This window comes from Bradyrhizobium sp. WYCCWR 12699 (genome assembly GCF_032144035.1).
In the GTDB taxonomy this organism is placed as follows: Bacteria; Pseudomonadota; Alphaproteobacteria; order Rhizobiales; family Xanthobacteraceae; genus Bradyrhizobium.
In genome coordinates, this window is the sequence record NZ_JAVTJN010000032.1 from 826,256 (window position 1) to 850,093 (window position 23,838).

The window sequence follows — 23,838 nt, forward strand, 5'->3', positions numbered from 1 at the left end:
TGCGGCCTGCTCGTTTTGTTTGCGGCGGCTGCATCAATAATCGTCAAGACGATCAAAGAGGGAAACGCCATGAGCGGCAGCACCAATCGCCAAATTCTGCTGGTCGAAAAACCCAGCGGCAAGCTCGGCCCAGAGCATTTCAAGATGGTGGACGGTGCAGTGCCGGAACCGAAAGACGGCGAGGCGTTGCTGCGCGTGCGATACATTTCACTCGACGCCGCAAACCGTGCCTGGATGCACGGCGCGACCTACCGCTCCGCGGTCGAGGCCAACAGCGTGATGGCCGGCGGCGCCATAGCCGAGGTGATCAGCTCGAAGGCTGAGGGCCTGGCTGCCGGCGACATCGTGTTCGGCGATACCGGCTGGCAGGAATTTGCCGCGGTGCCGGCGAAGCACCTCACCAAGATGCCGAAGCTCGAACCGATGACACATCTGCTCAGCGTATTCGGCATCGCCGGCCTCACCGCCTATTTCGGCCTGCTCGAGATCGGCAAGCCCAGGGAGGGCGAGACCGTCGTGGTTTCCGCGGCCGCAGGCTCGGTCGGCTCGATCGTCGGACAGATCGCCAAGATCAGGGGATGCCGCGTGGTCGGCATCGCCGGCGGCGCGGACAAGTGCAACTGGCTGACCTCCGAGCTCGGCTTCGACGCCGCCGTGGACTACAAGGACGGCGCGGTGTTCAAGGCGCTACGCGCGGCGGCGCCCAAGGGCATCGACGTCTATTTCGACAATGTCGGTGGCGACATTCTGGAAGCCTGCCTGCCCCAGATGAACAATTACGGCCGCATCGCCTGCTGCGGCGCGATCTCGCAATATGACGGCGCGCCCGCAGCGCACGGCCCGCGCGGCGTGCCGGGCCTGATCGTGGTGAAGCGGCTGGTCATGCAGGGCTTCATCGTGATGGACTACATGAAGGAGAGCCCCCGCGCGCTCGCCGATCTCCAGGGCTGGGTCAAATCCGGCAAGCTGAAGGTGCAGGAAGACATCATCGACGGATTGCAGAACACGCCGAAGGCGCTGATCGGACTGCTCGCGGGCGAGAACCGCGGCAAGCGCATGGTCAGACTCTGACGACGTCGGCTCATCGCATTCGCGCCGGCACAATCTACTTGCGGTAGAGGCCGAAGCGGCCAATGATATCGTTCGCGAGGCATCACTCGCGACGATTGCGATTGCGCGACTTTGATTAAGCGTCGAACGATATCGACAGGGCAGGAATTCATCCCAATGTTCAACATGTTGAAACATGTCTCAACGCGCACGGCGTTGCTGGCGGCGGCACTGTTCGCAACTGCAGCAGGCGCATTCGCGCAGGCGCCGACCGAGGCCCAGAAGAGCGCCATCCGGTCCGCGTGCCGCTCCGACTTCATGGCGCACTGTTCGAGCGTGACGCCGGGCGGCACCGAAGCGTTTCAATGTCTGCAGAAGAACATGTCGAGCCTCTCGGGTGGATGCCAGACCGCGGTTCGCGCGATCTCGCCGCCCGCGGCTGCGAAGCCCGAAGCCGCTCCCGCCGCTGCGCCGAAGACCGAAGCGGCTCCCAAAGCGGAGCCGGCGCCGACACCTGCCGCGCCGAAGGCTGAATCGGCGCCCGCTGCAAAGCCGGCCGCTGCACCGCCGGCGCCGAAGACCGCTGCACCCAAGCAGCCGAGCAGCGCGCAACTTGCTGCGATCAAGAGCTCATGCCGCGGCGATTATCCCAAGGTCTGCGCCAGCGTGCCGCCGGGCGGCGCGCCAGCGCTCGAATGCCTGGAGAAGAACAAGGCCAAGGTCTCGCCGGCCTGCGAGAAGGCCGTGAGCGCCACAACCGGCGGCGGCGCGGCGACCACCGCTGCGCCGGCGGCGGGTGCGGCGGCAGCGCCTGCCGCAGCCCCCACCGTGCTGGTGCTGCGCCCGATGCGGCCGCGCGAAGAACTGTTCGTGGCTCGATCGGCCTGTGGCGCAGACATCCGCACGATTTGCGCCGGCGTCGAGGTCGGCGCCGGTCGCATCATGCAATGCCTCGCCAGCAATGCCGCATCGCTTTCGCCGGCGTGCAGGGACGTGCTGGCACCCTTCGCCGCGCGATAAAGCGGCACGCAACGATCAGCGGCGTGCGGCGGATGAATTCGCCGCACGCCTGCAACGACAAATCTTTTTCAGACGTCCGATTTCGATCACGACAAGACCGGGAGGACAACATGCGTACATTGCTGCTCGTTGCTTCTGCGCTGCTCGCCTTCGGAGCGACCATGACCTTTGATGCCACCGACGCCAATGCGGTGGTGTGCGCCCGCGGGGTCTATCGCGCCGGCTGCGCCGGGCCGAACGCGGCCGTCGTGGTGCGCAAGCCGGTTCCGGTGGTCCGCTGCACCAGGGTGCTGGTGAACGGGGTCTATGTGAAGCGCTGCGTCTGATGCGCGAATAGCCAAGCCGGCGCGGTTTGGCTATGATTCCGGCCTGACGGTTCGATGCACGCAAAACGTGTGTCCGAACGATGAGCCTCGGCGCGCCGGCGCCGGCGGATAATTCCGCTGGCGCCGGACGCCGGAGCACATTAGTCTACCCCTAGATAGTAAGTATACTGTCAATTAGGGAGGCAGACGTTGCGGATCGCCGTGATTGGCGGGGGGCCCGGTGGGCTCTACTTCGCCTATCTCTGGAAGAAGCGCCACCCCGAGGATCAAGTCGACCTGTTCGAACAGAACCCGGCCGACGCGACCTGGGGCTTTGGCGTCGTTTTCTCCGACCAGGCGCTGGAATTCCTGCGCGCCGACGACCCCGAGACGGTCGACGCGATCGCGCCGCATATGGAGAGCTGGGAGAACATCACGCTGAACCTCGGCGGCGACAGCGTCGCCATCGACGGCGTCGGCTTCTCCTCGATCGGACGGCTGGAACTGCTGCGATTCCTGCAGCAGCGCGCGCTCGGCGTCGGCGTCACGCCGCGCTTCGACACGCAGATCCACAGCATCGACCAGCTCAATGGCCACGATTTGATCGTCGCCGCCGACGGCTTGAACTCACTGGTGCGCCGCGCCTTCGAAGGCGATTTCGGCACCTCGCTGTCCTATTCCTCCAACAAGTTCGTCTGGTACGGCACCTCGAAGCGCTTCGACACGCTGTCGCAGACCTTCGTGAAGACCGACCGCGGCGCCTTCAACGCCCATCACTACCGCTACTCGCCGACCATGAGCACCTTCCTGGTCGAGTGCGATCACGCGACGTGGCAGGCCTATGGCTTCGCCTACAAGGACGTCGAGCAGTCCAAGGGCGTCTGCGAGGAAGTGTTCGCCGACACGCTCGGCGGCCGCTCGCTGGTCTCCAACAAATCGGTCTGGCGCAACTTCCCCTGGGTCTGGAACGAGCACTGGTCGTTCAAGAACATGGTTCTGCTCGGCGATGCCCTGCACTCCGCGCATTTCTCGATCGGCTCGGGCACGCGGCTCGCCATCGAGGACGCCATTGCTCTGGTCAAGGCGCTGGAATCGGACGCGCACCTGTCGACCGCGTTGCATCGTTATCAGGCCGCGCGAAAACCGGTGGTGCAGAAGCTCGTCAACGCCGCGCGCACCAGCGCCTTCTGGTACGAGCATTTTGCCCAGCACATGCAGCTCGACCTGATGGACTTCGCCTACAGCTACATCACGCGCTCCGGCCGCATCGACGATGCACGCCTGCGCCACATGTCCCCGGCCTTCATGGCCCGCTACGAGGCCGCTAAGAACGGCGGAGACGAGGCATGAGCAACGAGATTTTCGACCAGGTGCCCGCCGACAGCGCGGGGGCACGCGAGATCGGCTTTGCCGTTCCGGAACTTTACAACGCCAGCCGCGTCCTGTTCGACAATCTCGGCAAGGGCCGTGGCGACAAGCTCGCGCTGTTGGGCCCCGCGGGCACGCGGACCTATGGCGAGCTCTGCGCGGACGCCTGCCTCTGGGGCAACGGCCTGGCTTCGCTCGGCATGAAGCGCGGCGACCGCGTGCTGCTGTTCCTCGACGACACCCCGGCCTATCCGGCCGCGTTCTTCGGCGCGGTGCGCGCCGGCTTCGTGCCGCTTCTGATCAACACGCTGACGCCGCCGGACCTCTTGCAATTCTATCTCGCCGATTCCGGGGCTGAAGTTGCGGTGGCGGAGTCCGAGTTCTGCTCGCGCTTCAATGCGGAGGCTTGCAAGGACACGAAGCTGGATACGCTGATCGTCGTCAATGGCGAGGTGCGCGACCATGCGGCGCCGAAAGCGGTAGCGGCGGCAGACTGGCTCGCACAATTCCCGGCCGAGTTGGCCGAAGCCCCCACGCATCGCGACGAGATGGCGTTCTGGATGTATTCCTCGGGGTCCACCGGACGGCCCAAGGGCATCGTGCATCTCCAGCACGACATGGCCTATAGCGAGGCCGCCTTCGCGCAGAGCGTGCTGAAGCTGACGCCTGACGACATCTGCTTCTCCGTGCCGAAAATCTTCTTCGCTTATGGCTTCGGCAACTCCGTCACCTTCCCGTTCTCGGCGGGCGCGGCGACGCTGCTGCTGCCGGGCCAGCCGAAGCCCGCGTCGATCTTCGCGGCGATCGCGCAGTACAGGCCGACGGTCTTCTTCGGCCTGCCGACACTCTATACGTCGCTGACCAAGTCTGACGGCGCGGACAAGACCGACTTCTCGTCATTGCGCATGGCGCTGTCCGCCGCCGAGGTGCTCTCGGCCGAGGTCTTCAACGGCTGGAAGACGCTCACCGGCCTCGAGATCGTCGAAGGCCTCGGCTCCACCGAGGTGCTGCACATCTATCTCTCCAACCGGCCCGAGCAGAAGAAGCTCGGTGCCGCAGGCCTGCGCGTGCCCGGCTACGAGGTCGCGCTGCGCGACAAGGACGGCCGCGACGTCGCCGACAACGAGGAAGGCATTTTGTGGGTGCGCGGCGATTCCAACACGCCGCTGTACTGGAACCGGCCGGACAAATCCGCCGAGACCATCCGCGAGGGTGGCTGGATCTACACCGGCGATCGTTTCGTCAGGGATGCCGACGGCTTCCACTTCTTCCGCGGCCGCGCCGATGATCTCATCAAGATCTCCGGCCAATGGGTCTATCCGCTCGAGGTCGAGCTGTGTCTCGCCGACCACCCCGAGATCCGCGAATGCGCGGTGTTCGCCGCCGAGCTGCCGGACCGCCGGATGACGCTGAAGGCCGTGGTGGTGATGAACAACCGCACGGTCAACCAGGGCGACGCGACGCGGCGGCTGCAGGACTATGTGAAGGGCAAGCTGCTGCCCTACAAATATCCGCGCGAAGTGATCTTCACCGACGAGCTGCCGAAGACCGGCACGGGGAAGATCGATCGGCAGGCGCTGTTGAGGATGTAGCCACTGCTATATCCACATTCTCGGTGTCGTCCCCGCCTAGTGCGCAATTGCGCACGGGGGCGGGGACCCATACGCCGCAGCACTCGTTGTTGCGCGAGACGGTCATTGCCTGTCTTCGCCAAACTTTTGCTGCGGCGTATGGGTTTCGGATCTGCGCTTCGCTTGTCCGGGACGACACTGAATACGGGGCACGAACATCGCCTCACTCACATCCCCTCACCCCGCCTTGCCCAGATGCTCCAGCGCATCTTCCGCCCGCAACGGCACGCGCGAGGCCTCGTTGTTGAGATCGACGAGCTGCAACATCAACGCCATCAGCGTCTTGCGGTCGGCTGGCTTGAGCGGCTCCAGCATGCGCGCCTGGGCACGCTCGACGGCGGGAATGATCTCGCGCAGGATCGCGGCGCCTGATTTGGTCAGGTAGAGCAGCTTGATCCGCTTGTCCTCGGGCGCCGGCTTGCGCTCGACAAAATCCTTAGCCTGCAGCCGCTCGATCACGCTGCCGAGCGTGGAGCGGTCGAAGGCGATCACCGCCGACAGCCGTGTGGCGTCGATGCCGGGATGGGTGTAGATCGCGATCAGCGCGGCATATTGCACCGGGGTCAGGTCGAACGCCTTGCACTCCTCCATGAAGATCGAAACCGCGATCTGCTGCATGCGCCGGAACAGATAGCCCGGCGCGGCATAGACCGCATCGATCGTGATCGGAGGAGGCGGCTTACTCGGCATCGGGCTGCTTCTCCGGTGCGGCCTCGGCGAACGCCGCCAGCGCCTTGGCGGCAGCCTCCGCTTTGAGCAGGCGCGGATAGGCCGAGACATCGACGCCGAAGCGGCGCGCATTGGCGAGCTGCGGCACCAGGCAGAGATCGGCCAGCGTCGGCGCATTGCCGAAGCAGAACGGCCCCGGCTCGTCCTTGATCAGCGTCTCGCAGGCCGACAGTCCTTCGCGGTTGACCCAGGCGGCCCACTCCTGGACCTTCTCTTCGGCCAGACCGAGTTCGCGCAGCCGCGCCAGCACTTTCAGGTTCTGCACCGGATGGGTGTCGCAGGCGATCGCCAGGGCGAACGCCCGCACCTTGGCGCGCTGCAGTGCATCTTTCGGCAGCAGCGGCGGATTGGGGTGCGTCTCGTCGAGCCATTCGATGATCGCGACCGATTGTGTCAGCACAGCACCGCCATCGTTCTCCAGCGCCGGCACGAGGCCTTGCGGGTTGATGGCGAGATAAGCGGGCGCACATTGCTCGCCCTTGCGCAAATGATGCGGCAAGTGCGCGGCCTTGAGGCCCTTGAGGTTCAACGCGATCCGCACCCGGTAGGCGGCGCTGGAGCGGAAATAGCCGTGCAGCTTCATTAGGACCTCCCTCTATCCTCTGTCATTTTAGGGCCTTGTACGCCGTCCCTCGCATTGACGCTACCTAGATCGTCAGTATACTGTCAATCAACAAAACGAACGGGAGCGCCGCCATGGAAGCCGTGACCAAGACGCCGGAGCGCGAGGCCTTCTACAAGAAGATCGACGGCGAGAACCTCACCGCGCTGTGGACGGTGATGAGCGATCTGATCACGCCGGAGCCGAAGAGCGCCTGCCGGCCGCATCTCTGGCAATTCGACGTCATCCGCGACTACATGATCGAAGCCGGCAAGCTGATCACCGCCAAGGAAGCCGAGCGCCGCGTGCTGGTGCTGGAGAATCCCGGCCTGCGCGGCCAGTCCAAGATCACGACCTCGCTCTATGCCGGCGTGCAGATGGTGGTGCCCGGCGACGTCGCACCGGCGCACCGGCACAGCCAGTCGGCGCTGCGCTTCGTGCTCGAAGGCAGGGGCGCCCACACCGCGGTCGACGGTGAGCGCACCGCGATGGAGCCGGGCGATTTCATCATCACGCCGTCGATGACCTGGCACGATCATTCCAACGAAACCAACGAGCCGATGTTCTGGCTCGACGGCCTCGACATTCCGCTGGTGCAGTTCTTCGACTGCTCCTTCGCCGAGGGATCGAAAGAGGACCAGCAGAAGATCACAAAACCCGCGGGCGACAGCTTTGCGCGCTACGGCCACAATCTGCTGCCGGTCGATGTGAAGCGGAGCTCGAAGACCTCGCCGATCTTCAGCTATCCCTATGCCTACACGCGTGAGGCACTGGAGAAAGCTCGAACGAGCCAGGAGTGGGACGCCTGCCACGGGCTGAAGCTGAAGTTCAGCAACCCCGAGACCGGCGATTTCGCGATGCCGACCATCGGCACCTTCATCCAGCTGCTGCCGAAGGGCTTCAAGACCGCGCGCTATCGTTCGACGGATGCGACGGTGTTCTGCCCGATCGAGGGTAAGGGCCGCAGCCGCATCGGCGACACTGTCTTCGAATGGGGCCCGCGCGATCTGTTCGTGGTGCCGAGCTGGCACTGGGTCACGCATGAGGCGGATGAGGATGCCGTGCTGTTCAGCTTCTCGGACCGGCCGGTGCAGCAGAAGCTGGATCTGTTCAGGGAAGATCGCGGCAATTCGTGAGACTCTCGTAGGGTGGATTAGCCGAAGGCGTAATCCACCCTCTTCGTTCGGCACACGCGGAAACAGAAGAGGTGGCAGCGCGGATTGCCGCTACCGCCAGTGCAGCAACCGCACCTCCAGCCAGCCGATCAGCTTGCCGACCGCGAGCCCGAACACCGACAGGATCACGACGCCCGCGAGCAGTTGATCGGTCTGCATCAGATTGCCGGCCTGCAGCACGAAGGCGCCGATGCCGTATTGGGCGCCGATCATCTCGGCGCTGACGACGAGGAGCAGCGCGACAGAGGCCGTGATGCGGAAGCCGGCGAGGATCGCGGGCAGCGCGCCCGGCCAGATCACCTTGCGCACGATGGTCGCGAAGGGGACGTTGAAGCTCTGCGCCATGCGGATGAGATTTCGCGGCACCGCATCGACGCCGCTATAGACCGAGATCGCGGTCGAGAAGAACACCCCGAGCGCAATCGTCGCGATCTTCGGCTCTTCGCCGATGCCGAGCCAGAGAATGAGCAGCGGCAGCAGCGCGATCTTCGGGATCGGGAACAGCGCCGAGATGAAGGTGATGCCGACGCTGCGCGCCAGCCTGGACAGGCCGATGGCGAAGCCGACGGCGACGCCCGCCGCCGTGCCGAGCAGCCAGCCGACGCCGATGCGCAGCAGCGAGGCCGACAGATGCTGCCAGAGCGCGCCGGAGATCGCGAGCTGATAGATCGCACGGACAATTGCGGCGGGTGTCGGCAGAAACAGCGCATTGACGAGGCCGGCACTGCCCGCGGCCTGCCAGATCGCGATGACGATCGCGAGCGCGATCCAGCCGCCGTAGCGGCTCGAGGCCGGCACGAAGCCGGCGCCGCGGAAGCGGACGCGCCGGGTTGCAGCGTCTTTCGCAATTTCGGCCGGCGCGCGATCAAGCATGCTGGACCTCGCGCTCGGCATCGATCGCCTCGTTGCGGATCAGCGACCAGATCTGGTTCTGCAGCGCCAGCAGTTTTTCGCGCGCTTCAGCCTCCCCGCGCGCCGCGCGCGTCATCGGCACGGTCACGACCTCGCGGATGCGGCCGGGCCTGCGCGACAGCACCACGATGCGGTCGGCGAGCCGCGCCGCCTCTTCGAGATTGTGGGTGACGTAAACCGCGCCCATGCCGCCATCGGCGAGCAGGCGGACGAAGTCTTCCATCAAGAGCTCGCGGGTCTGCGAATCCAGCGCCGACAGCGGCTCGTCCATCAGCAGAATGGCCGGCTTGACCGCGAGCGCGCGCGAAATGCCGACGCGCTGGCGCATGCCGCCGGAAAGCTGTTTCGGATAGGCTTTGCGGAAATCAGTCAGCGTCGTGCGGCGCAAGGCGTCCTCGACCAGCGCGCGTCGCTGCACGGCCGAAAGCTGGGTGTGCAGCAGCGGGAATTCGACATTCTCCTCGACCGTCGCCCAGGGCAGCAGCGCAAAGTCCTGGAACACGAATGTCAGCGGATTGAGGCTGTCCGCTGGCGGCGAGCCCCGGAGCTCGGGCGCGCCGGAGGTCGGCTGCAACAGTCCGCCGAGGATCGACAGCAGCGTGCTCTTGCCGCAGCCGGAAGGCCCCACGATCGCCACCACCTCGCCGGCGCCGACGGTGAAGGAGACATCGTCGAGCACGGCGAGATCGCCGAAGCGGTGGGTGATGTGGCTGGCGATCAGGTCCATGAACTGGTTTCTGCTCTCAATCCGCCTTCACATAGTCCTTGGCGATGATCGCCTCCGCGTCAAAACCCTTGTCGGCAAAACCCTGCTCCTGCAGCCATTTGATCTGGTTGTCGACGTTCTTCACATCCAGCTTGCCGTCGGGGTCGATATAGGCGCAATTGCCGACCACCTGCTCGACCGGCAGGTTGGTGTACTTGGCGATGATCTCCAGGAGCGGTTTCGTCTTGTCGTTGATGGGCGCGACGCCGTCCTTCATCGCGGCGAGGATGACGTCGTGATATTCACGGTCGGCCTTGGCGAGCGCGCCGAGCAGCTTGGTCACCAGCGCCTTGTTGGTCAGCGTTTTCGGCGAGGCGAACACCGCGCCCAGCTGCCACGGCGTCTCGTCGCCGACCCAGCCCAAAAATTTCGCGCCGCCCTCGTCCATCAGCTTGCGCGCGGTGGAGATCGGCAGCAGCGCGGCATCGACGGTCTCGCCCTTCAGCGCGGCGGCCGCATTCGACAGCGATTGCAGCGGCACGATCTTCACGTCCGCGAGCTTGAAGCCGTATTTGTCGGCGAGCAGGCCGAGCGAATAGTGAAAGCTCGATCCGACCTGCGTCATCGCCACGCGTTTTCCCGCGAGGTCCTTCGGCGTCTTCAGCCCGGCGGCGTAAGCGTTGTTGCTGGCGAAATAGCCGATCAGGGGATAGCCGGCTTTCTCGCGGCTCATGCCGCCGATCACCTTCAGCGTGCCCTTGCCGGCGAGATTATAGAGACCCGCGGTGAAGGCGGTGATGCCGAAATCGACGTCGCCCGAGGTCGTCGCGACCGCGATCGGCTGGGCCGCATCGAAGAATTTCAGCTCGACGTCGAGGCCGGCCTCGCGAAAATAGCCCTTGTCCTGCGCGATGAAGACCGGCGCGGAAGAGGACAGGCGCAGCACGCCGATCCTGGCCTTCAACGCGTCCTCGGCCCGCGCCGTGCCAATCGCCGTGATCGCCAGAAGGCCCGCAAGCGCGAGCCGCACCATCCCGATCATCCCATTTCCTCCGCCGTCGTTGTCTTGGTCGTTCTATTGCAAGCCCGTCACAAACCTTCAGGCACCGCCTGGTCCCGGCCGATGAACGCGCCCTGTTGTTTCAACGTTTCCTGCAACTTTTCAATGGGGATTTCGCGTGGGATCCGGTTTCCGGAGAGCGCCAGCGCGGCGGCGGAACCGGCAGCCTCCCCCATCACGAAACAGGCACCGGAGACTCGCGCCGCCGACTGGCCCTCATGGGTCATGGAGGCGCAGCGGCCGGCGACCAGCAGATTGTCGACGCCCTCGGGGACCAGCATCCGGTAGGGCAACTCGTTATAGCCACGCGATTCCGGGATCGGGGGGAAGGTGAAGACGACATCGCCGGGAACATGGGCCTCGATCGGCCAGCCATTGACGCCGATGGAATCCGTAAACGAGGCACAGCCGAGCACGTCCTCGCCGTTGAGCTGGTAGCCGCCCGTGATGCGGCGAGTCTCGCGGATGCCGAGCTGCGGCGGCAAATCGACGATGTAGGACTTTTCAAAGCCCGGGACGGTGCTGCGCAAAAACTCGTAGGCGGCGAGCGCCTGCTTGCGGCCCTCGATCTCGCCGCGGGTGAGATCGTCGGGCTCGACGCCGTTGATGGCGTAACCGTCCTCGCGCGCCACTTGCGTGAAATTCACCCGCCATTCGATGCCGGATTTCTGCGGCCGCACGATCGCGCTTTTCCGAGGAAATTTGTGGGTGCCGGCCGCGGTCGCCTTCTCCATCAATTGCGGGATGGTACGCCAGGCATCGCCCGCCCTTTCGGGATCGATGCCGTTGAGACGCAGCATCATCGAGGGATAGAGCGGATGACCGTCCGCGTCGCCGATCTCGAACGGCGCGCCGGCCCACACCGCGAGGTCGCCGTCGCCGGAGCAATCGATGAAGATCTCAGATCGCACCGCTTGGCGGCCGGCCTTGGTCTCGACCATCAGCGCGTCGATACGGCTGTCATCGCTCATCACGACACCGGCGCCGAGCGCATGGAAGAGGATGTGCACCTTGTGGCTGGCGAGCAGCTCGTCGGCCGCGATCTTGTAGGCGGCGGTGTCGTAGGCCTGGGCGAACACCTTGCCGAGAATCAGATGCGGCGTGTTGAGGCCACCCAGCCGATCGATCCGCGCCAGCAGCTCGGACGCCATGCCCTGCACCAGCCGCCGGTGCTCGCCATGGACATTGCCATGCAAGCCGCAGAAATTGGTGACGCCGGCCGCCGTTCCCATGCCGCCGAGAAAGCCGTAGCGCTCGATCAGCAGCGTCTTCCGTCCGGCCCGCGCAGCTGAGGCCGCCGCGACGATGCCGGCGGGACCGCCGCCGAGCACGACGACTTCATATTCGCCATAGAGCGGCACCTGGCGTGCCGGTTCTTGGATCGTCGTGGCCCGCATGGCGCGTCCCTTCCCGAATTTCCTTTGCTTGGGGCGACTATGAATTAACGCGCGGCGAGCTACAATCCACCAAAATACGCGATCAGCTTACGCGAATCGAGAAAGGTCGAGATGGACATCCTCGTGAACCTGCAGGCCTTCCTCGCCACTGCGGATGCCGCCGGCTTCTCCGCCGCCGCGCGAAAGCTGGGGGTCTCGACCTCGGTGGTCGCAAAGCGCGTCACGCAGCTGGAGGCGCGGATCGGCACGCCGCTGTTTCACCGCTCGACCCGGCAATTGCGGCTGACCGAAGCCGGACAGCGCTACGTCCATCGCGCGCGGGGCGTCGTCACAGATGCGACCGACCTGCTCTCGCGCATGGGCGAGAAGGGCCACGATCTCGTCGATCACCTCCGCATCAAGGCGCCGACCTCGCTGACGGTGGCGCGCCTCGCCGATGCCTTCAGCGCGTTCCAGACCCAGAACCCGAAGCTCAAGCTCGATATCGTGCTGATCGATCGCCCGGTCGATCCGGTCACCGAAGGCTTCGACATCGCCATCGGCGCCTTCCCGCATTCCTTTGGCGGCGTGGTCGATGAGCCGCTATGCGCGCTGAAGCGGCTGCTCTGCGCCTCGCCGGCCTATCTGAAGAAACACGGCACGCCGAAGCATCCGCGCGATCTGGTCGAGCATCGCTGCCTCAGCTTCCTGCCGACCGGCCCGGAATGGGTCTTCGACGGACCGCGCGGCCGCATCAGCATCCAGGTCAGCCCGCTGCTCTCCTCCAACGAGGGACACGTGCTGGCGCGCAGTGCCGTCGCCGGCAACGGCATCGCGCTGCTCTCGCATTATCTCGTCGCCGACGCCCTGCGCGACGGGACGTTGAAGCCGGTGCTGCGCGATTTTCCGATTCCGGAATTGTGGGTGAAGGCGGCGATCCCCGAGCGTCGGCGCAATGCCGCCGCGGTGCAGGCGCTGCTGACACTGCTGAAAACGTCACTCACGCGGTCGTTGTAGATGGCGGTGCCGTAGCCCGCATGCAGCGCAGCGGAATGCGGGGACCTGGTCCCGGATTGCGCTTCGCTCCATCCGGGCTACAGGCCTGCCACAAGACGGGTTGCTCTTACCCGGCGGACCTGAGAGAAGGCCGCCATGGATTCGACATTCGTGAAACTCGCCCTGCTCATCCTGGCGATCTCCGCCCCTCCCGCGGCGGCCATCGAACAGAACTGCCGCTTCATCCAGGCCAAGCTCGAGCGTGAGGCCTGCTACAAGCGGCAGGAGGACGAGCTCGCGGCCAAGCGCAAGCCCGCGCCCGCGAACGACGAGAGCAAGACGCTCGAAACGCTGCGCCAGATGCGACAGGACGACGACGCCGTCTATCGCAGTATCAACAACATCTGCCGCGGCTGCTGACGTTCAGCCCTTCCCGCCGCCCCAATTCCCGGCCCGCTTCTCGGCGAACGATGCCAACCCTTCCGCGGCCTCCGCGCTCTGGCGCTTGAGCGAGTGCAGCTGCACGAGCCGCTTGTAAGCCGCATCGTCCACCGCCATTCCGCCGAACGAGCTCTCCAGCGCAAGCCGCTTGGTCTCGGCCATCGCTTCAGGCCCGTTGGCGAGCAATTGCTCGACCACCTTGCTGCCGGCAGATTCGAGCTCGGCGAGCGGCACCACCTCGTGCACGAGGCCGATGCGGCGGGCGTCCTCGGCGCCAAAACGTTCGCCGGTCAGCGCGTAGCGGCGGACCTGCCGCACGCCGATGGCATCGCAGAGCTGCGGGATGATGATCGCGGCCGTCAAGCCCCAGCGCACCTCGGTGACCGAGAACAGCGCATTGTCCGCGGCGATCACGACGTCGCAAGCCGCAATCACGCCGGTGCCGCCGCCGAAGCAGCCGCCCTGCACCAGGGCGACCGTCGGAATCGGCAGCGTGTTGAGCCGCTGCACGGCCTCGAACGTCGCACGGGATGCCGCTTCGTTCGCCTCCGCCGATTGCGGCCGCACGCCGTTGATCCATTTCAAATCGGCGCCGGCCTGGAAGTGCTTGCCGTTACCCCTCAGCAGGACGACACGCAAATTAGGCTTCTTGCCGAGCTCGTCCATGGCCGCGAGCACGCCCGCGATCAGCGCGCCGTCATAGGCATTGTTGACCTCCGGCCGGTTCAACGTGACGGTCGCAACCCCACGCTCATCAAGGGTCCACAGGACGGGGCTGGCAGTCATCGGCGATCCTCCGCATCTTTGATTGGCCTGCACTATGGCCGAGCTGGCGCATCCCGATCCATATCTTTCCAGCGTGGGGCGGTCGCGCCCATCGCATGGCGGCTTGTGTCATGCTGCCGCCTGACGGCACCAAGGGACAGGACGGAATCATCATGCGCATCTGCATTTTCGGCGCGGGCGCCGTCGGCAGCCATATCGCGGTCCGGCTGGCGCGGGCCGGCCATGAGGTTTCATGCGTGATGCGCGGTGCGCACCTGGAGGCGGCGCGCGCGGCCGGCCTCAAGCTGCGGGTCGGCGATTCCGAGGTCTCCGCCAAGGTGAACGCGTCAGGCGATGCGGCCCAGCTCGGGCCGCAGGATGTCGTGATCTCCACACTGAAGGCGACCGCGCTGCCGGGGCTGGTCGCCAGCATCAAGCCGTTGCTGCAGGACGATACCGCCATCGTGTTCGCGCAGAACGGCATTCCTTGGTGGTACGGGATCGGCCTGCCGCCGCGGCATCCGACCCCGCCGGACATATCCTTCCTCGACCCCGGCGGGCGCCTGCGCGCCTGCATACCGAAGGAGCGGATCATCGGCGGTGTCGTCTTCTCCTCCAACGAGGTGATCGCGCCCGGCGTGGTGCATAACCTCACCCCGGACCGCAACCGTCTCCTGATCGGCGAATGCGACGACCGCAATTGCGAGCGGATCACGAAACTTCGCAACGCCTTCAACGACGCGCGGCTGGAATCGCCGCCGGTGGCCGAGATCCGCGAGGCGATCTGGTCAAAGCTGCTGACCAACATGTCGCTGTCGGTGCTGTGCCTGCTCACCGGCCAGACCGCACGCGGCGTGCGCGACGATCCTGCTTTCACCGAGGTCATTCCGCGCATGCTGAACGAGGCCAACGACATCGCCCAGCATTTCATCCCCGAGGTCAAGCGCGTGACGCGCAGCGGCCCCGCCCCCAACCACAAGCCTTCGCTGCTGCAGGACTACGAGCTCGGCCGCGCCATGGAGATCGACGTGCTGGTCAGGGCGCCTGCCGCGTTCGCGCGCGCCGCCGGCCTGTCGACCCCGACGCTCGATTTGATCGCGGCGCTGGCAATCCAGAACGCGCGGGACAAGGGGCTCTATTCCGCCTGAACTTCAGGCGAGACTGTCGATCCAGGCCGCCAGCGTGTCCAGCACTTCGCTCATCGCCTGATCATTGGTCCGGCCGGACTTCTTCAGCACCGCGAAGGAATGATCGCCGCCTTCGACCTCATGTAGCGTCGCCTTCGCCCCGAGCGATGCGATGACAGGCCTGAGATGACCGAGGTCGGCCAGCTCATCGCGGGTGCCTTGCAGGAACAGCATGGGGATGGCGATACCGGCGAGGTGCTCGGCGCGCTCGGACGACGGCTTCTTGGCGGCGTGCAGGGGAAAGCCCAGAAAGGCGAGCCCCTTCACTTCGGGCAACGGCGCCTTGGATTGCGCCTGCGAGGTCATGCGCCCGCCGAACGATTTTCCGCCCGCGATGAGCGACACGCCGGGGCAGAGCTTTGCTGCCTCCGCCACCGCCGCGCGGATGGCCGCGTGCGCAACGGCCGGCTGGTCGGGACGTCCCTTCTTCTCTTCCATGTAGGGGAAATTGAAGCGGAATGTCGCGATGCCGCGGTCAGCGAGTCCTTGGGCGGTCTTCGCCATGAAGGAATGCCGCATATCCGCACCTGCCCCATGTGCCAGCACATAGCAGGCGCGCGCCTTGTCAGGCTGCGTCAGGATCGCCGAGACCGTGCCGACGCGCTCGATGTCGAGCTTGAGCTCTTTTGTTTTGACAGCCACAATCAACCATCCCGACAGACGCTGTTACGGCCGCCTTGGTAGCGTCCCCGGCGCAGCCTGAAAACACAATAATTGCCGCCGCCCGCTGGCCTACCTAGCAGGCAAGCCGCACCAACCGAGGGTATCATGGCCTATCGCTCCTCCTGGATGACCGAAGAGCTCGACGTCTTCCGCGACCAGTTCCGGAAATATCTCGCCAAGGATCTGGCGCCGCATGCCGAAAAATGGCGCGAGCAGAAGATGGTCGACCGCTTCGCCTGGCGCGGGCTCGGCGAGATGGGCGCGCTGCTGGCCAGCGTGCCGGAGGAATATGGCGGCTTGGGCGCCACCTTCGCCTATGACGCCGCGGTGCTGGACGACCTCGAAAGCACCGTGCCGGAGCTGACGACCGGCGTCTCCGTGCACAGCGCCATCGTCGCGCATTACATCCTCAATTACGGCTCGGAGGAGCAGAAAAAGCGCTGGCTGCCGAAGATGGCCTCCGGCGAGATGGTCGGCGCCATCGCCATGACCGAGCCCGGCACCGGCTCGGATTTGCAGGCCGTCAAGACCACGGCGAAGAAGCAGGGCAATTCCTACGTCATCAACGGCCAGAAGACTTTCATCACCAACGGCCAGGCCGCAGATCTCGTCATCGTCGTCGCGCGCACGGGCGAAGCGGGCGCCAAAGGCATCTCGCTGATCGTGGTCGAGACCGCGGGCGCCGACGGCTACAAGCGCGGGCGCAACCTCGACAAGATCGGCCTGCACGCCTCCGACACGTCGGAGCTTTTCTTCGACAATGTGACGGTGCCGCCGGAAAACCTGCTCGGCAAGGAGGAGGGCCAGGGCTTCGTTCAGCTGATGCAGCAATTGCCGCAGGAGCGCCTCGCGCTCGCGGTCGGCGCCGTCGCCGCGATGGAGCGCGCGGTCAAGCTCACCGTCGATTACACCAAGGAGCGGAAAGCCTTCGGCAAGCCGCTGATGGATTTCCAGAACACCGCCTTCAAGCTGGCCGAGCGCAAGACCGAGGCGATGATCGCGCGCGTCTTCGTCGATTGGTGCATCGAGCGCCTGGTCGCCGGGGATCTCGACACGGTCACGGCGTCGATGGCGAAATACTGGTGCTCGGAGAAACAGGTCGAGACCGCCGACGAATGCCTGCAGCTGTTCGGCGGCTACGGCTACATGCAGGAATACCCGATCTCGCGCATCTTCATCGATTCCCGCATCCAGAAGATCTATGGCGGGACCAACGAGATCATGAAGCTGCTGATCGCCAGGGCGCTGTGATCGCGTCAGGTCGCTGCAATCAGGTCGCCGTGAGCGGCTACTTCATCCGCTGGTCGGCCACGACGAAGTCGATGAAGGTCCGTACCTTCGCGGAGAGATATTTGCGGCTCGGATAAACCGCGAACAGCTTTCCTTCGAAGATGACCTGCCCGGGCATGACGTGCTCGAGGCGGCCAGCGGCGATGTCCTCGGCGACCAGCCATTTCGGCAGGAAGGCGAGACCCATGCCTTCCAGCGCGGCCATGTGCAGCAGCGTTTCGTTGCCGCTGCGCAGCACCGGATTGAGCTTGACGGTGTCGGTGCCGTGCTCGCCCGCAAAGGAGAAGCTTTCACCCGGGTACAGCGCGTAGTGCAGCAACGCCTGGCCGGCGAGATCGGCCAATTTGGTCGGGCGCCCCGCACGATCGAGATAAGCGGGCGCGCCGACCATATGGAACGCGACCTTGGTGATGGGACGTGCGATCAGCGCCTCCTCGGGCGCGCCGGTCGCGCGCAGGGCGAGATCGAATCCCTCTTCGACCAGATTGACCATCCGTCCGCTGAGATCGACGTCGAGGCGGACCTCCGGATAGCGCGCCTGGTAATCCGCCAGCACGCCCGCGAAGATCGTGTTCGCCATCCACACCGGCGCGGTCAGCCGCAGCGTGCCGCGCGGAACGACCGTCGCGTTGCTGACGGCGGCTTCGACCTCGTCGAGCGAGTCCAGCATCTGCCGCGCCTGCTCGAAATAGAGCGCGCCGCTTTCGCTCAGGCTGACGCGCCGGCTGGTGCGGTTGAGCAGCCGCGTGCCCAGCCGCTTCTCGAGCTGCATCACGTGCTTGCTCGCCATCGCGGGCGAGATGCGCAGGCGCTGCGCCGCGGTCGCGAAGCTCTTCAGCTCGGCGACCAGGCAAAACACCCTCATGCTGATAAGAGAATCCATGAGATCATCAACACCTGAGAAATGAACTAATCCCAGTACACGTAATGATCAAATATCAGGAAACTATCAAATGGTGGCGACCCTCACGTTTTGGAGAACCACCGTGTCCGCTACCACCTATGAGACCACCACACCCGGCCGCGCCCTGCGTATCGGCCTTTGGGCCGCACAGGGCCTGATCTTCTTCGCTTTCACCGCGGCCGGGCTGGTCAAGCTGCTGACGCCGATCCCCGACCTTGCCGCGATGATGCCCTGGGCCGGCCAGTATTCCGCGACGTTCGTCCGTTTCATCGGACTGGTCGAACTCGCCGGCGGGATCGGCATTCTGCTGCCGGCACTGACGCGGATCCTGCCGCGGCTGACGGTGCTGGCCGCACTCGGCTGTTCCGTGTTGCAGGTGTTCGCGCTCGTCTTCCACATCTCGCGCGGCGAAGCGCCTGTGACGCCGCTCAATGTCGTCCTGCTCGCGCTCAGCCTGTTCATGCTGTGGGGACGCGGCCGCAAGGCGCCGATTGCTGCTCGGCAATCTTGAGCAGCTGGACGCCGCAGCCATGATCCCAGCCAACGGATGGTCCCGCAGGGGCCTGCTCGCAGGCGCGTCGATCCTCACGGCCGGCGGCACCGCCGCGGCCAAGGAGGATCGCCTCACCGAGGGCGTCGTGATCCTGATCGACAGCAACGAGCCCTATGTCATGGGTAATGCGATCAGCTACTCTGCCAACCTCTCCAGGCATTTTGCCGACAGGGGTGCGAGATTGCTGATCGAGGTGGTCGCCAACGGCAAGGGAATCGACGTGTTCCGGGCGGACAAGAGTCCGCTCGTCGAGCCGCTCGCGACGCTGCGGCAGTCGCTGCCCAACCTCGCCTACAGCATGTGCGCGTCGTCAAAAGCGATCGCGGAAACCAAGGAGCAGATCTCCATTCCGCTGATATCGGGCGCGAGCCTCGTCCCGTTCGGAATCGGACGCGTGGTCGATCTGCAACTCAAGGGCTGGGCCTATATCCATGCGTGAGAGGCCTCGCGTGCCCGGCACGGCGCCGTCCAGACGATCGCTCCTGATGGCCGCGCCCGCGCTCATTGCCTCGCTGCGCGCGGGCCGTGCGCGAGGCGGCGACCCGTCCTGGCCGCCGGTGTTCGAGACCGGCCGCAACCAGTTCACGGTCGTGCGGCCTCGTGCGCCGATGGCTCCGCTCCGGCTTCAGGACCTCAATGGCAGGGACATCGTTGCGACGGCAAAGCCGGGACGCATCACGCTGGTCAATTTCTGGGCGACGTGGTGCGCGGCCTGCGGGCTCGATCTGCCCGCGCTCGCAAGCCTGGTGAGATCGCGGCCGGACCGGCTCGACGTCCTCGCGATCTGCACCGATACGAAGGACTTGCGAAAGATTCGCGCATTCCTTGGCGGTCTGGCCGTGCCAAACCTTGCCTGCTACGTCGACGCGTACGACGCAATTGCGGAATCTTCGGTCGGGAATTTCAGGCTTGTCGGCATGCCCGTCACCTATCTGGTCGGAACGAGCAATCACGTCGAGGGCTATATCGCGGGCGCACCCGACTGGCTCTCGCCCGCCGGCGCGCGGCTGCTGCAATTCTATCGCGAGCAGGCCTAGGACGAAGCGGTCTGCCGTCACGCCGCCGGTTCCGACGGCCCTTGCCCGATCGCAAAGGAATGAGATTCTACGACACAACCCGTCATTGCAAGGTGCGCCGACAGACCATACGCTGCCCGTCATCGGCAGCCGGCGTCGGTCTCGTTTGCATCGGGAGATTTGCGAATGGTTCACGTCTCGCGACGGAAACTGCTTCAGCTTGCGGTTGTTGCACCATCGGCGCTTACTGCCGCTTGGACGTCGGTTGCATCCGCCGCGACCGGAAAGAAAATCCTGACTGCGGTGATGCAATCGGACCTTCGCGTCACCGATCCCGGCTTCACGACGGCCATCATCACCCGCGACCATGGCTACATGGTCTACGATACGCTGCTGGGCATCGATTCCAGCTTCAAGGTGCGGCCGCAGATGGCCGACTGGACGGTGTCCGCGGACAAGCTGGCCTACACCTTCACCCTGCGCGACGGCCTGAAGTGGCATGACGGCGCGCCGGTGACGGCGGAGGACTGCGTCGCCTCGCTGAAGCGCTGGTTCACGAGCGTCGACGGCATGGCGCGCAAGCTGATGGACTTCACTTCGGGTATCGAGGCAACGGACGCCAAGACCATCGTGCTCAAGCTGAAGGAGCCCTATGGCCTGGTGCTGGAGACGATCGCCAAGCCGTCGGCCGTTGTCGCCTTCATGATGCCGAAGCGGTTGGCCGAGACCCCGATCACCAAGCAGATTCCGGAGCAGATCGGCTCCGGCCCATTCAAGTTCGTCGCGAGCGAATTCCAGCCTGGCGTGAAAGCCATCTACGAAAAGAACACCGACTATGTGCCGCGCAAGGAGCCGGCCGAATGGACATCGGGCGGCAAGGTGGTCAAGGTCGACCGTGTCGAGTGGATCACGATGCCGGACTCGCAGACCGCGCTCAACGCGCTGCAATCCGGCGATGTCGATTTCGTTGAAACGCCGCCGTTCGACATGCTGCCCGCGCTCGAGTCCAATCCGGACATCACTGTTTCCATCTTGAACAAGTTCGGCTTCCAGTCGTTCGGCCGGATGAACTTCCTGCATCCGCCGTTCGACAATGTGAAGATCCGCCGCGCCGCGCTGCTCGCGATCAACCAGAAGGACGTGCTCGACGCCCAGATCGGCAATCCCAAATACTACAAGTTCTGCGGCGCATTCTTCATCTGCGATACGCCGCTGGCCAGCGATGCCGGCGGCGAGACCCTGATGAAGGGAAACGGAATGGCGGACGCGAAGAAGGCGTTGGCAGCGTCCGGCTATGACGGCACGCCCGTGGTGATCTTGGCGCCAGGCGACCAGATCCTGCTGAAGGCACAGCCGATCGTGGTTGCGCAGCTGCTGCGCGAGGCCGGATTCAAGGTCGACCTTCAGGCCATGGACTGGCAGACCTTGGTCACCCGCCGCGCCAGCCAGAAGTCGCCGAAGGAAGGCGGCTGGAACATGTTCTTCACCTACCAGGGCGCCGCCGACTCCTTGAACCCGCTGGTCAACGTCCCGATGGGCGGCAAGGGCACGAGTGGCGGCTGGTACGGCTGGTCCGAGGACCCCAAGCTCGAGGAGATGCGCGACGCCTTTGCCCGCGCCACTTCACCTGAAGAGCAGAAGAAGATCGCCCTCGACGTGCAGAAGGAAGCCTACGATCAGGTGATCTACATCCCGCTCGGCCAGTTCCAGGCGCCGAGCGCATGGCGCAAATCACTGACCGGCGTGATCGACGGCCCGGCGACGCCGATGTTCTGGAATGTGGAAAAGAACGAGTAGGCTCGCGGCCTCACCAAGCTCTAGTTCGGATGCCACCAGCGGCCGCCGATGACGACGCCTTCGGACACGATTTTGCGATCACCGATCAGGTGCTCGCCGACCACGTCCTCGTAGTCGAACTGGCCTTGGCGCACGGAGATCAGCGTGGCGTCGCCGGCGCTGCCGGGCTTGAGGCTGCCGAGCTCCGGGCGCCGCAGCGCCATCGCCGCGTTCACCGTCGAGGCCGCGATCACGTCGGACAGCTCCATGCCCATGCACAGGAATTTCGACAGGGTCGTGACCTGGTCGAAGGCCGGGCCGTCGATGCAGAGCTGATGGATGTCGGACGAGATGGTGTCGGGATAGAAGCCGTTGGCGAGCATGGCGCGCGCGGTCTTGAAGGCGAACGAGCCCTTGCCGTGGCCGATGTCGAACAGCACGCCGCGCTCGCGCGCATCCAGCACCGCCTTCTTCACCGTGCCCTGCGCGGTTGCCGGCGTGTTCGGGAACGGGCGGAACGCGTGGGTCAGCACGTCGCCGGGACGCAGACGTGCCAGCACATCCTCATAGCTCGGCGGCGGATGATCGATATGCGCCATCAAGGGCATGCCGACCTCGTCGGCGACCTGGAGCGCAATGTCGAGCGGCACAGCGCCTGACGTGCCCGACGAATGCAGTCCGACGCGCACCTTGATGCCGACGATGAGGTCGCGGTTGGCATCGGCGACCTTCGCGGCCTCGATCGGATTCATCAATCGCAGCTCCTCGCTCTCGCCGACCATGATCCGGTGCGAGAAGCCGAAGATGCCGGCATGCGAAACATGCAAATAGGCGAGGATGCGGACCTGGCTCGGCTCGATCACGTGCTTGCGGAAGCCGGCGAAATTGCCCGGCCCGGCGCTGCCGGTATCCACCGCCGTGGTGACGCCGGAGAGCCGGCAGAACTCCTCGGCGTCGATGCCGAGCGAGGTGCCGCCCCAATAGACATGGGTGTGCAGATCGATCAGCCCAGGCGTGACGATGAACTGCGAGACGTCGCGTACCTCGGTCGCCGGATCGGCCTTCAGCGCGCTGCCGACCGCCGCCACCTTGCCGCCGGCAAAGGCGACATCGGTCACGGCATCGAGTTTCTGCGAGGGGTCGATCACGCGGCCCCCGCGCAGGATCAGGTCAAAGGGCATCGTCGTCTCCGGATGAGGCAGCGCGGTGCTGCGGCATGGCAGCCCCGCCAGCGAGGAAGGAAGCCATTCGTTTCTAGCAATTTTCGCGCCGAATGGCGCGGCAAACCATAACTCTTGCCTATGAAAAATGGGATCCGGAAGGCTCGAACTTCCGACATGCGTTCTAGAAAGCCGTTGGCGGAGGGATTATCACCCGCCGTCCAACTCTAGTCATGCCTATGTCGGGGGATCCCCCAAGAGATCCCCCGACACAGCTATTAAGTATTAGTTTGTGTGGCCGACCCGTCCCCTACGCGAAGTGGAAGTCGTGGCTGTTCAGCTTGTCGAGCTGCGCGTTCTTCAGCGTGAGGGTGTCGCTCCCCGTCGCGATGACGACGTCGTGGCCTGACTGGGCCGCATGGGAGAGAACGCTCGCAAAGCTGTCGAACACGCTTTTGCTGAACTCGATCGTGTCGTGACTAGGTCCGCGGGCAGCGAAGTCCTTGATAACGTCCTGGCCGAAGTTCGACGCAAACTGGAACGTATCCGCCCCCGCTTTGCCAACCATGACATCGTTGCCGGTGGTGCCAGTCAGCGTGTCGCTGCGGCCCGAGCCGATCATCGCCCCGCCCGAGCTGGTTCCGACCACGTGGCCTGCGGTGTCGACCTGCTCCGCGGTAAAGGCGTGGGACTTACCCGACAGGTCGGAGGTCTGGAAGCTCCACTTGCCGTCGGCGTCCGTCGTGGACGAACCGACCGAGGTCGTGCCGTCATACAGCTTGATCTCGCTGTTGGGATCGGCCGTGCCCTTGATCGTCGCGGTGTGATCCGAGTGCTGGCGTACATTGGTGACTTCCACCGTCGAAGTGCCGCCACCGCTGTGCGAGCCGATCGGCGGATCGATCGGCTGCGACAAGGCGCTGGTGTTGCCGGCTGCGTCGGTCGCTGTCGCGGTGAAGGTGTGTGACCCGTGCTTGAGATTCGGGGTCGTCACGCTCCAGTCACCGTCACTTGCAACGGTCGTCGTGCCAAGCAGGGTCGCGCCCTCGTAGAGCTTGATCAAGCTGCCGGCTTCCGCCGTCCCGGAGACCGTGGCGCGGTTATGCGTGGTCGGATCGCTCAACAGCACCGGGGCATCGGGGGCAGCGGTATCC

At 65.0% G+C, this 23,838-nt stretch carries 25 protein-coding genes; 14 read left to right on the forward strand and 11 right to left on the reverse strand.

The genetic code is table 11. From position 1 onward, the window contains the following. Positions 1-69: 69 nt before the first annotated feature. From RPS27_RS18710 to RPS27_RS18730, 5 genes are all read left to right on the forward strand, one after another. Positions 70-1,071 carry an NADP-dependent oxidoreductase gene (locus RPS27_RS18710; protein WP_211418816.1) on the forward strand — a complete coding sequence of 334 codons (1,002 nt, stop codon included), beginning with the start codon at positions 70-72 and terminating at the stop codon, positions 1,069-1,071. Positions 1,072-1,227: 156 nt separating this feature from the next. Further along, positions 1,228-2,070, forward strand: a complete 843-nt coding sequence (locus RPS27_RS18715; RefSeq protein ID WP_212065805.1) for a cysteine rich repeat-containing protein — start codon at positions 1,228-1,230, stop codon at positions 2,068-2,070. Between the two features lie 110 nt (positions 2,071-2,180). Further along, positions 2,181-2,396: a hypothetical protein gene (locus RPS27_RS18720; protein WP_194405690.1), complete on the forward strand. Its 216-nt coding sequence runs from the start codon at positions 2,181-2,183 to the stop codon at positions 2,394-2,396. 189 nt (positions 2,397-2,585) lie between these two features. Further along, positions 2,586-3,725, forward strand: coding sequence for an FAD-dependent monooxygenase (locus RPS27_RS18725; RefSeq protein ID WP_211418819.1), 1,140 nt, complete (start codon positions 2,586-2,588; stop codon positions 3,723-3,725). Next, entirely contained in the window at positions 3,722-5,335 is a 1,614-nt protein-coding gene (locus RPS27_RS18730; protein ID WP_212065804.1) for a benzoate-CoA ligase family protein, read from the forward strand. Before RPS27_RS18725 ends, RPS27_RS18730 begins: the two co-directional genes overlap by 4 nt. A 216-nt stretch (positions 5,336-5,551) precedes the next feature. Here the strand turns inward: RPS27_RS18730 and RPS27_RS18735 are convergent, their stop codons facing one another. Continuing rightward, complete coding sequence (locus RPS27_RS18735; protein WP_212065803.1) at positions 5,552-6,064, reverse strand: MarR family winged helix-turn-helix transcriptional regulator; 513 nt, start codon at positions 6,062-6,064, stop codon at positions 5,552-5,554. After that, the gene (gene maiA / locus RPS27_RS18740; RefSeq protein ID WP_211418822.1) at positions 6,054-6,686 is read right to left on the reverse strand and encodes a maleylacetoacetate isomerase; all 633 of its coding nucleotides are present in this window, start codon (positions 6,684-6,686) and stop codon (positions 6,054-6,056) included. Before maiA ends, RPS27_RS18735 begins: the two co-directional genes overlap by 11 nt. A 113-nt stretch (positions 6,687-6,799) precedes the next feature. On the opposite strand from maiA, the gene gtdA reads away from it, so the two are divergent. Next, positions 6,800-7,840, forward strand: coding sequence for a gentisate 1,2-dioxygenase (gene gtdA / locus RPS27_RS18745; protein WP_212065802.1), 1,041 nt, complete (start codon positions 6,800-6,802; stop codon positions 7,838-7,840). Positions 7,841-7,930: 90 nt separating this feature from the next. On the opposite strand, the gene RPS27_RS18750 is transcribed toward gtdA, so the two are convergent. The 4 genes from RPS27_RS18750 to RPS27_RS18765 are packed head-to-tail and all read right to left on the reverse strand — an operon-like array spanning position 7,931 to position 11,954. Beyond that, positions 7,931-8,752, reverse strand: a complete 822-nt coding sequence (locus RPS27_RS18750) for an ABC transporter permease (RefSeq protein WP_063198012.1) — start codon at positions 8,750-8,752, stop codon at positions 7,931-7,933. Further along, entirely contained in the window at positions 8,745-9,518 is a 774-nt protein-coding gene (locus tag RPS27_RS18755) for an ABC transporter ATP-binding protein (RefSeq protein ID WP_063198014.1), read from the reverse strand. Before RPS27_RS18755 ends, RPS27_RS18750 begins: the two co-directional genes overlap by 8 nt. 16 nt (positions 9,519-9,534) lie before the next feature. Beyond that, a complete protein-coding gene (locus tag RPS27_RS18760; protein WP_212065801.1) occupies positions 9,535-10,539 on the reverse strand; it encodes an ABC transporter substrate-binding protein in 1,005 nt (334 codons plus the stop codon). 47 nt (positions 10,540-10,586) lie between these two features. After that, positions 10,587-11,954: an FAD-dependent oxidoreductase gene (locus tag RPS27_RS18765; RefSeq protein WP_212065800.1), complete on the reverse strand. Its 1,368-nt coding sequence runs from the start codon at positions 11,952-11,954 to the stop codon at positions 10,587-10,589. Positions 11,955-12,065: 111 nt separating this feature from the next. Here RPS27_RS18765 and RPS27_RS18770 point away from each other — a divergent pair, with 111 nt between their 5' ends. Then, positions 12,066-12,950, forward strand: coding sequence for a LysR family transcriptional regulator (locus RPS27_RS18770; RefSeq protein ID WP_211418826.1), 885 nt, complete (start codon positions 12,066-12,068; stop codon positions 12,948-12,950). Positions 12,951-13,085: 135 nt separating this feature from the next. Further along, positions 13,086-13,349, forward strand: coding sequence for a hypothetical protein (locus RPS27_RS18775; RefSeq protein WP_211418827.1), 264 nt, complete (start codon positions 13,086-13,088; stop codon positions 13,347-13,349). A 3-nt stretch (positions 13,350-13,352) separates the two neighbouring features. Here the strand turns inward: RPS27_RS18775 and RPS27_RS18780 are convergent, their stop codons facing one another. Further along, positions 13,353-14,156: an enoyl-CoA hydratase-related protein gene (locus RPS27_RS18780; RefSeq protein ID WP_313754155.1), complete on the reverse strand. Its 804-nt coding sequence runs from the start codon at positions 14,154-14,156 to the stop codon at positions 13,353-13,355. A 152-nt stretch (positions 14,157-14,308) separates the two neighbouring features. Between RPS27_RS18780 and RPS27_RS18785 the strand changes: the two genes are divergently transcribed. Further along, positions 14,309-15,283, forward strand: coding sequence for a ketopantoate reductase family protein (locus tag RPS27_RS18785; RefSeq protein ID WP_212065987.1), 975 nt, complete (start codon positions 14,309-14,311; stop codon positions 15,281-15,283). A 3-nt stretch (positions 15,284-15,286) separates the two neighbouring features. On the opposite strand, the gene RPS27_RS18790 is transcribed toward RPS27_RS18785, so the two are convergent. Further along, positions 15,287-15,964 carry an alpha/beta family hydrolase gene (locus RPS27_RS18790; RefSeq protein WP_212065798.1) on the reverse strand — a complete coding sequence of 226 codons (678 nt, stop codon included), beginning with the start codon at positions 15,962-15,964 and terminating at the stop codon, positions 15,287-15,289. Positions 15,965-16,090: 126 nt separating this feature from the next. Between RPS27_RS18790 and RPS27_RS18795 the strand changes: the two genes are divergently transcribed. Further along, entirely contained in the window at positions 16,091-17,236 is a 1,146-nt protein-coding gene (locus RPS27_RS18795; protein ID WP_212065797.1) for an acyl-CoA dehydrogenase family protein, read from the forward strand. A gap of 37 nt (positions 17,237-17,273) precedes the next feature. On the opposite strand, the gene RPS27_RS18800 is transcribed toward RPS27_RS18795, so the two are convergent. Next, positions 17,274-18,158: a LysR family transcriptional regulator gene (locus RPS27_RS18800; RefSeq protein WP_212065796.1), complete on the reverse strand. Its 885-nt coding sequence runs from the start codon at positions 18,156-18,158 to the stop codon at positions 17,274-17,276. 103 nt (positions 18,159-18,261) lie between these two features. On the opposite strand from RPS27_RS18800, the gene RPS27_RS18805 reads away from it, so the two are divergent. From RPS27_RS18805 to RPS27_RS18820, 4 genes are all read left to right on the forward strand, one after another. Next, positions 18,262-18,690 carry a DoxX family protein gene (locus RPS27_RS18805; RefSeq protein WP_313754156.1) on the forward strand — a complete coding sequence of 143 codons (429 nt, stop codon included), beginning with the start codon at positions 18,262-18,264 and terminating at the stop codon, positions 18,688-18,690. A 19-nt stretch (positions 18,691-18,709) separates the two neighbouring features. Continuing rightward, a complete protein-coding gene (locus tag RPS27_RS18810) occupies positions 18,710-19,171 on the forward strand; it encodes a DsrE family protein (RefSeq protein ID WP_212065794.1) in 462 nt (153 codons plus the stop codon). Between the two features lie 46 nt (positions 19,172-19,217). Beyond that, a complete protein-coding gene (locus RPS27_RS18815) occupies positions 19,218-19,769 on the forward strand; it encodes a TlpA disulfide reductase family protein (protein WP_249131566.1) in 552 nt (183 codons plus the stop codon). Between the two features lie 165 nt (positions 19,770-19,934). Further along, entirely contained in the window at positions 19,935-21,545 is a 1,611-nt protein-coding gene (locus tag RPS27_RS18820) for an ABC transporter substrate-binding protein (RefSeq protein WP_212065792.1), read from the forward strand. 20 nt (positions 21,546-21,565) lie between these two features. Here RPS27_RS18820 and RPS27_RS18825 read toward each other — a convergent pair whose 3' ends face one another. Then, positions 21,566-22,705 (reverse strand): amidohydrolase/deacetylase family metallohydrolase, encoded by a 1,140-nt coding sequence (locus tag RPS27_RS18825; protein WP_212065791.1) that lies wholly within the window; start codon positions 22,703-22,705, stop codon positions 21,566-21,568. 289 nt (positions 22,706-22,994) lie between these two features. Then, positions 22,995-23,838, reverse strand: an 844-nt coding sequence (locus RPS27_RS18830) for an Ig-like domain-containing protein (RefSeq protein ID WP_313754157.1), incomplete at its 5' end; no start/stop codon positions are given.

Coding starts and splice junctions, on each gene's coding strand:
- RPS27_RS18710 (WP_211418816.1), top strand. CDS start 70: ATGAGCGGCAGCACCAATCGCCAAATTCTGCTGGTCGAAAAACCCAGC.
- RPS27_RS18715 (WP_212065805.1), top strand. CDS start 1,228: ATGTTCAACATGTTGAAACATGTCTCAACGCGCACGGCGTTGCTGGCG.
- RPS27_RS18720 (WP_194405690.1), top strand. CDS start 2,181: ATGCGTACATTGCTGCTCGTTGCTTCTGCGCTGCTCGCCTTCGGAGCG.
- RPS27_RS18730 (WP_212065804.1), top strand. CDS start 3,722: ATGAGCAACGAGATTTTCGACCAGGTGCCCGCCGACAGCGCGGGGGCA.
- RPS27_RS18735 (WP_212065803.1), bottom strand. CDS start 6,064: ATGCCGAGTAAGCCGCCTCCTCCGATCACGATCGATGCGGTCTATGCC.
- maiA (WP_211418822.1), bottom strand. CDS start 6,686: ATGAAGCTGCACGGCTATTTCCGCTCCAGCGCCGCCTACCGGGTGCGG.
- gtdA (WP_212065802.1), top strand. CDS start 6,800: ATGGAAGCCGTGACCAAGACGCCGGAGCGCGAGGCCTTCTACAAGAAG.
- RPS27_RS18750 (WP_063198012.1), bottom strand. CDS start 8,752: ATGCTTGATCGCGCGCCGGCCGAAATTGCGAAAGACGCTGCAACCCGG.
- RPS27_RS18755 (WP_063198014.1), bottom strand. CDS start 9,518: ATGGACCTGATCGCCAGCCACATCACCCACCGCTTCGGCGATCTCGCC.
- RPS27_RS18760 (WP_212065801.1), bottom strand. CDS start 10,539: ATGATCGGGATGGTGCGGCTCGCGCTTGCGGGCCTTCTGGCGATCACG.
- RPS27_RS18765 (WP_212065800.1), bottom strand. CDS start 11,954: ATGCGGGCCACGACGATCCAAGAACCGGCACGCCAGGTGCCGCTCTAT.
- RPS27_RS18770 (WP_211418826.1), top strand. CDS start 12,066: ATGGACATCCTCGTGAACCTGCAGGCCTTCCTCGCCACTGCGGATGCC.
- RPS27_RS18775 (WP_211418827.1), top strand. CDS start 13,086: ATGGATTCGACATTCGTGAAACTCGCCCTGCTCATCCTGGCGATCTCC.
- RPS27_RS18780 (WP_313754155.1), bottom strand. CDS start 14,156: ATGACTGCCAGCCCCGTCCTGTGGACCCTTGATGAGCGTGGGGTTGCG.
- RPS27_RS18785 (WP_212065987.1), top strand. CDS start 14,309: ATGCGCATCTGCATTTTCGGCGCGGGCGCCGTCGGCAGCCATATCGCG.
- RPS27_RS18795 (WP_212065797.1), top strand. CDS start 16,091: ATGGCCTATCGCTCCTCCTGGATGACCGAAGAGCTCGACGTCTTCCGC.
- RPS27_RS18800 (WP_212065796.1), bottom strand. CDS start 18,158: ATGGATTCTCTTATCAGCATGAGGGTGTTTTGCCTGGTCGCCGAGCTG.
- RPS27_RS18810 (WP_212065794.1), top strand. CDS start 18,710: ATGATCCCAGCCAACGGATGGTCCCGCAGGGGCCTGCTCGCAGGCGCG.
- RPS27_RS18815 (WP_249131566.1), top strand. CDS start 19,218: ATGGCCGCGCCCGCGCTCATTGCCTCGCTGCGCGCGGGCCGTGCGCGA.
- RPS27_RS18820 (WP_212065792.1), top strand. CDS start 19,935: ATGGTTCACGTCTCGCGACGGAAACTGCTTCAGCTTGCGGTTGTTGCA.
- RPS27_RS18825 (WP_212065791.1), bottom strand. CDS start 22,705: ATGCCCTTTGACCTGATCCTGCGCGGGGGCCGCGTGATCGACCCCTCG.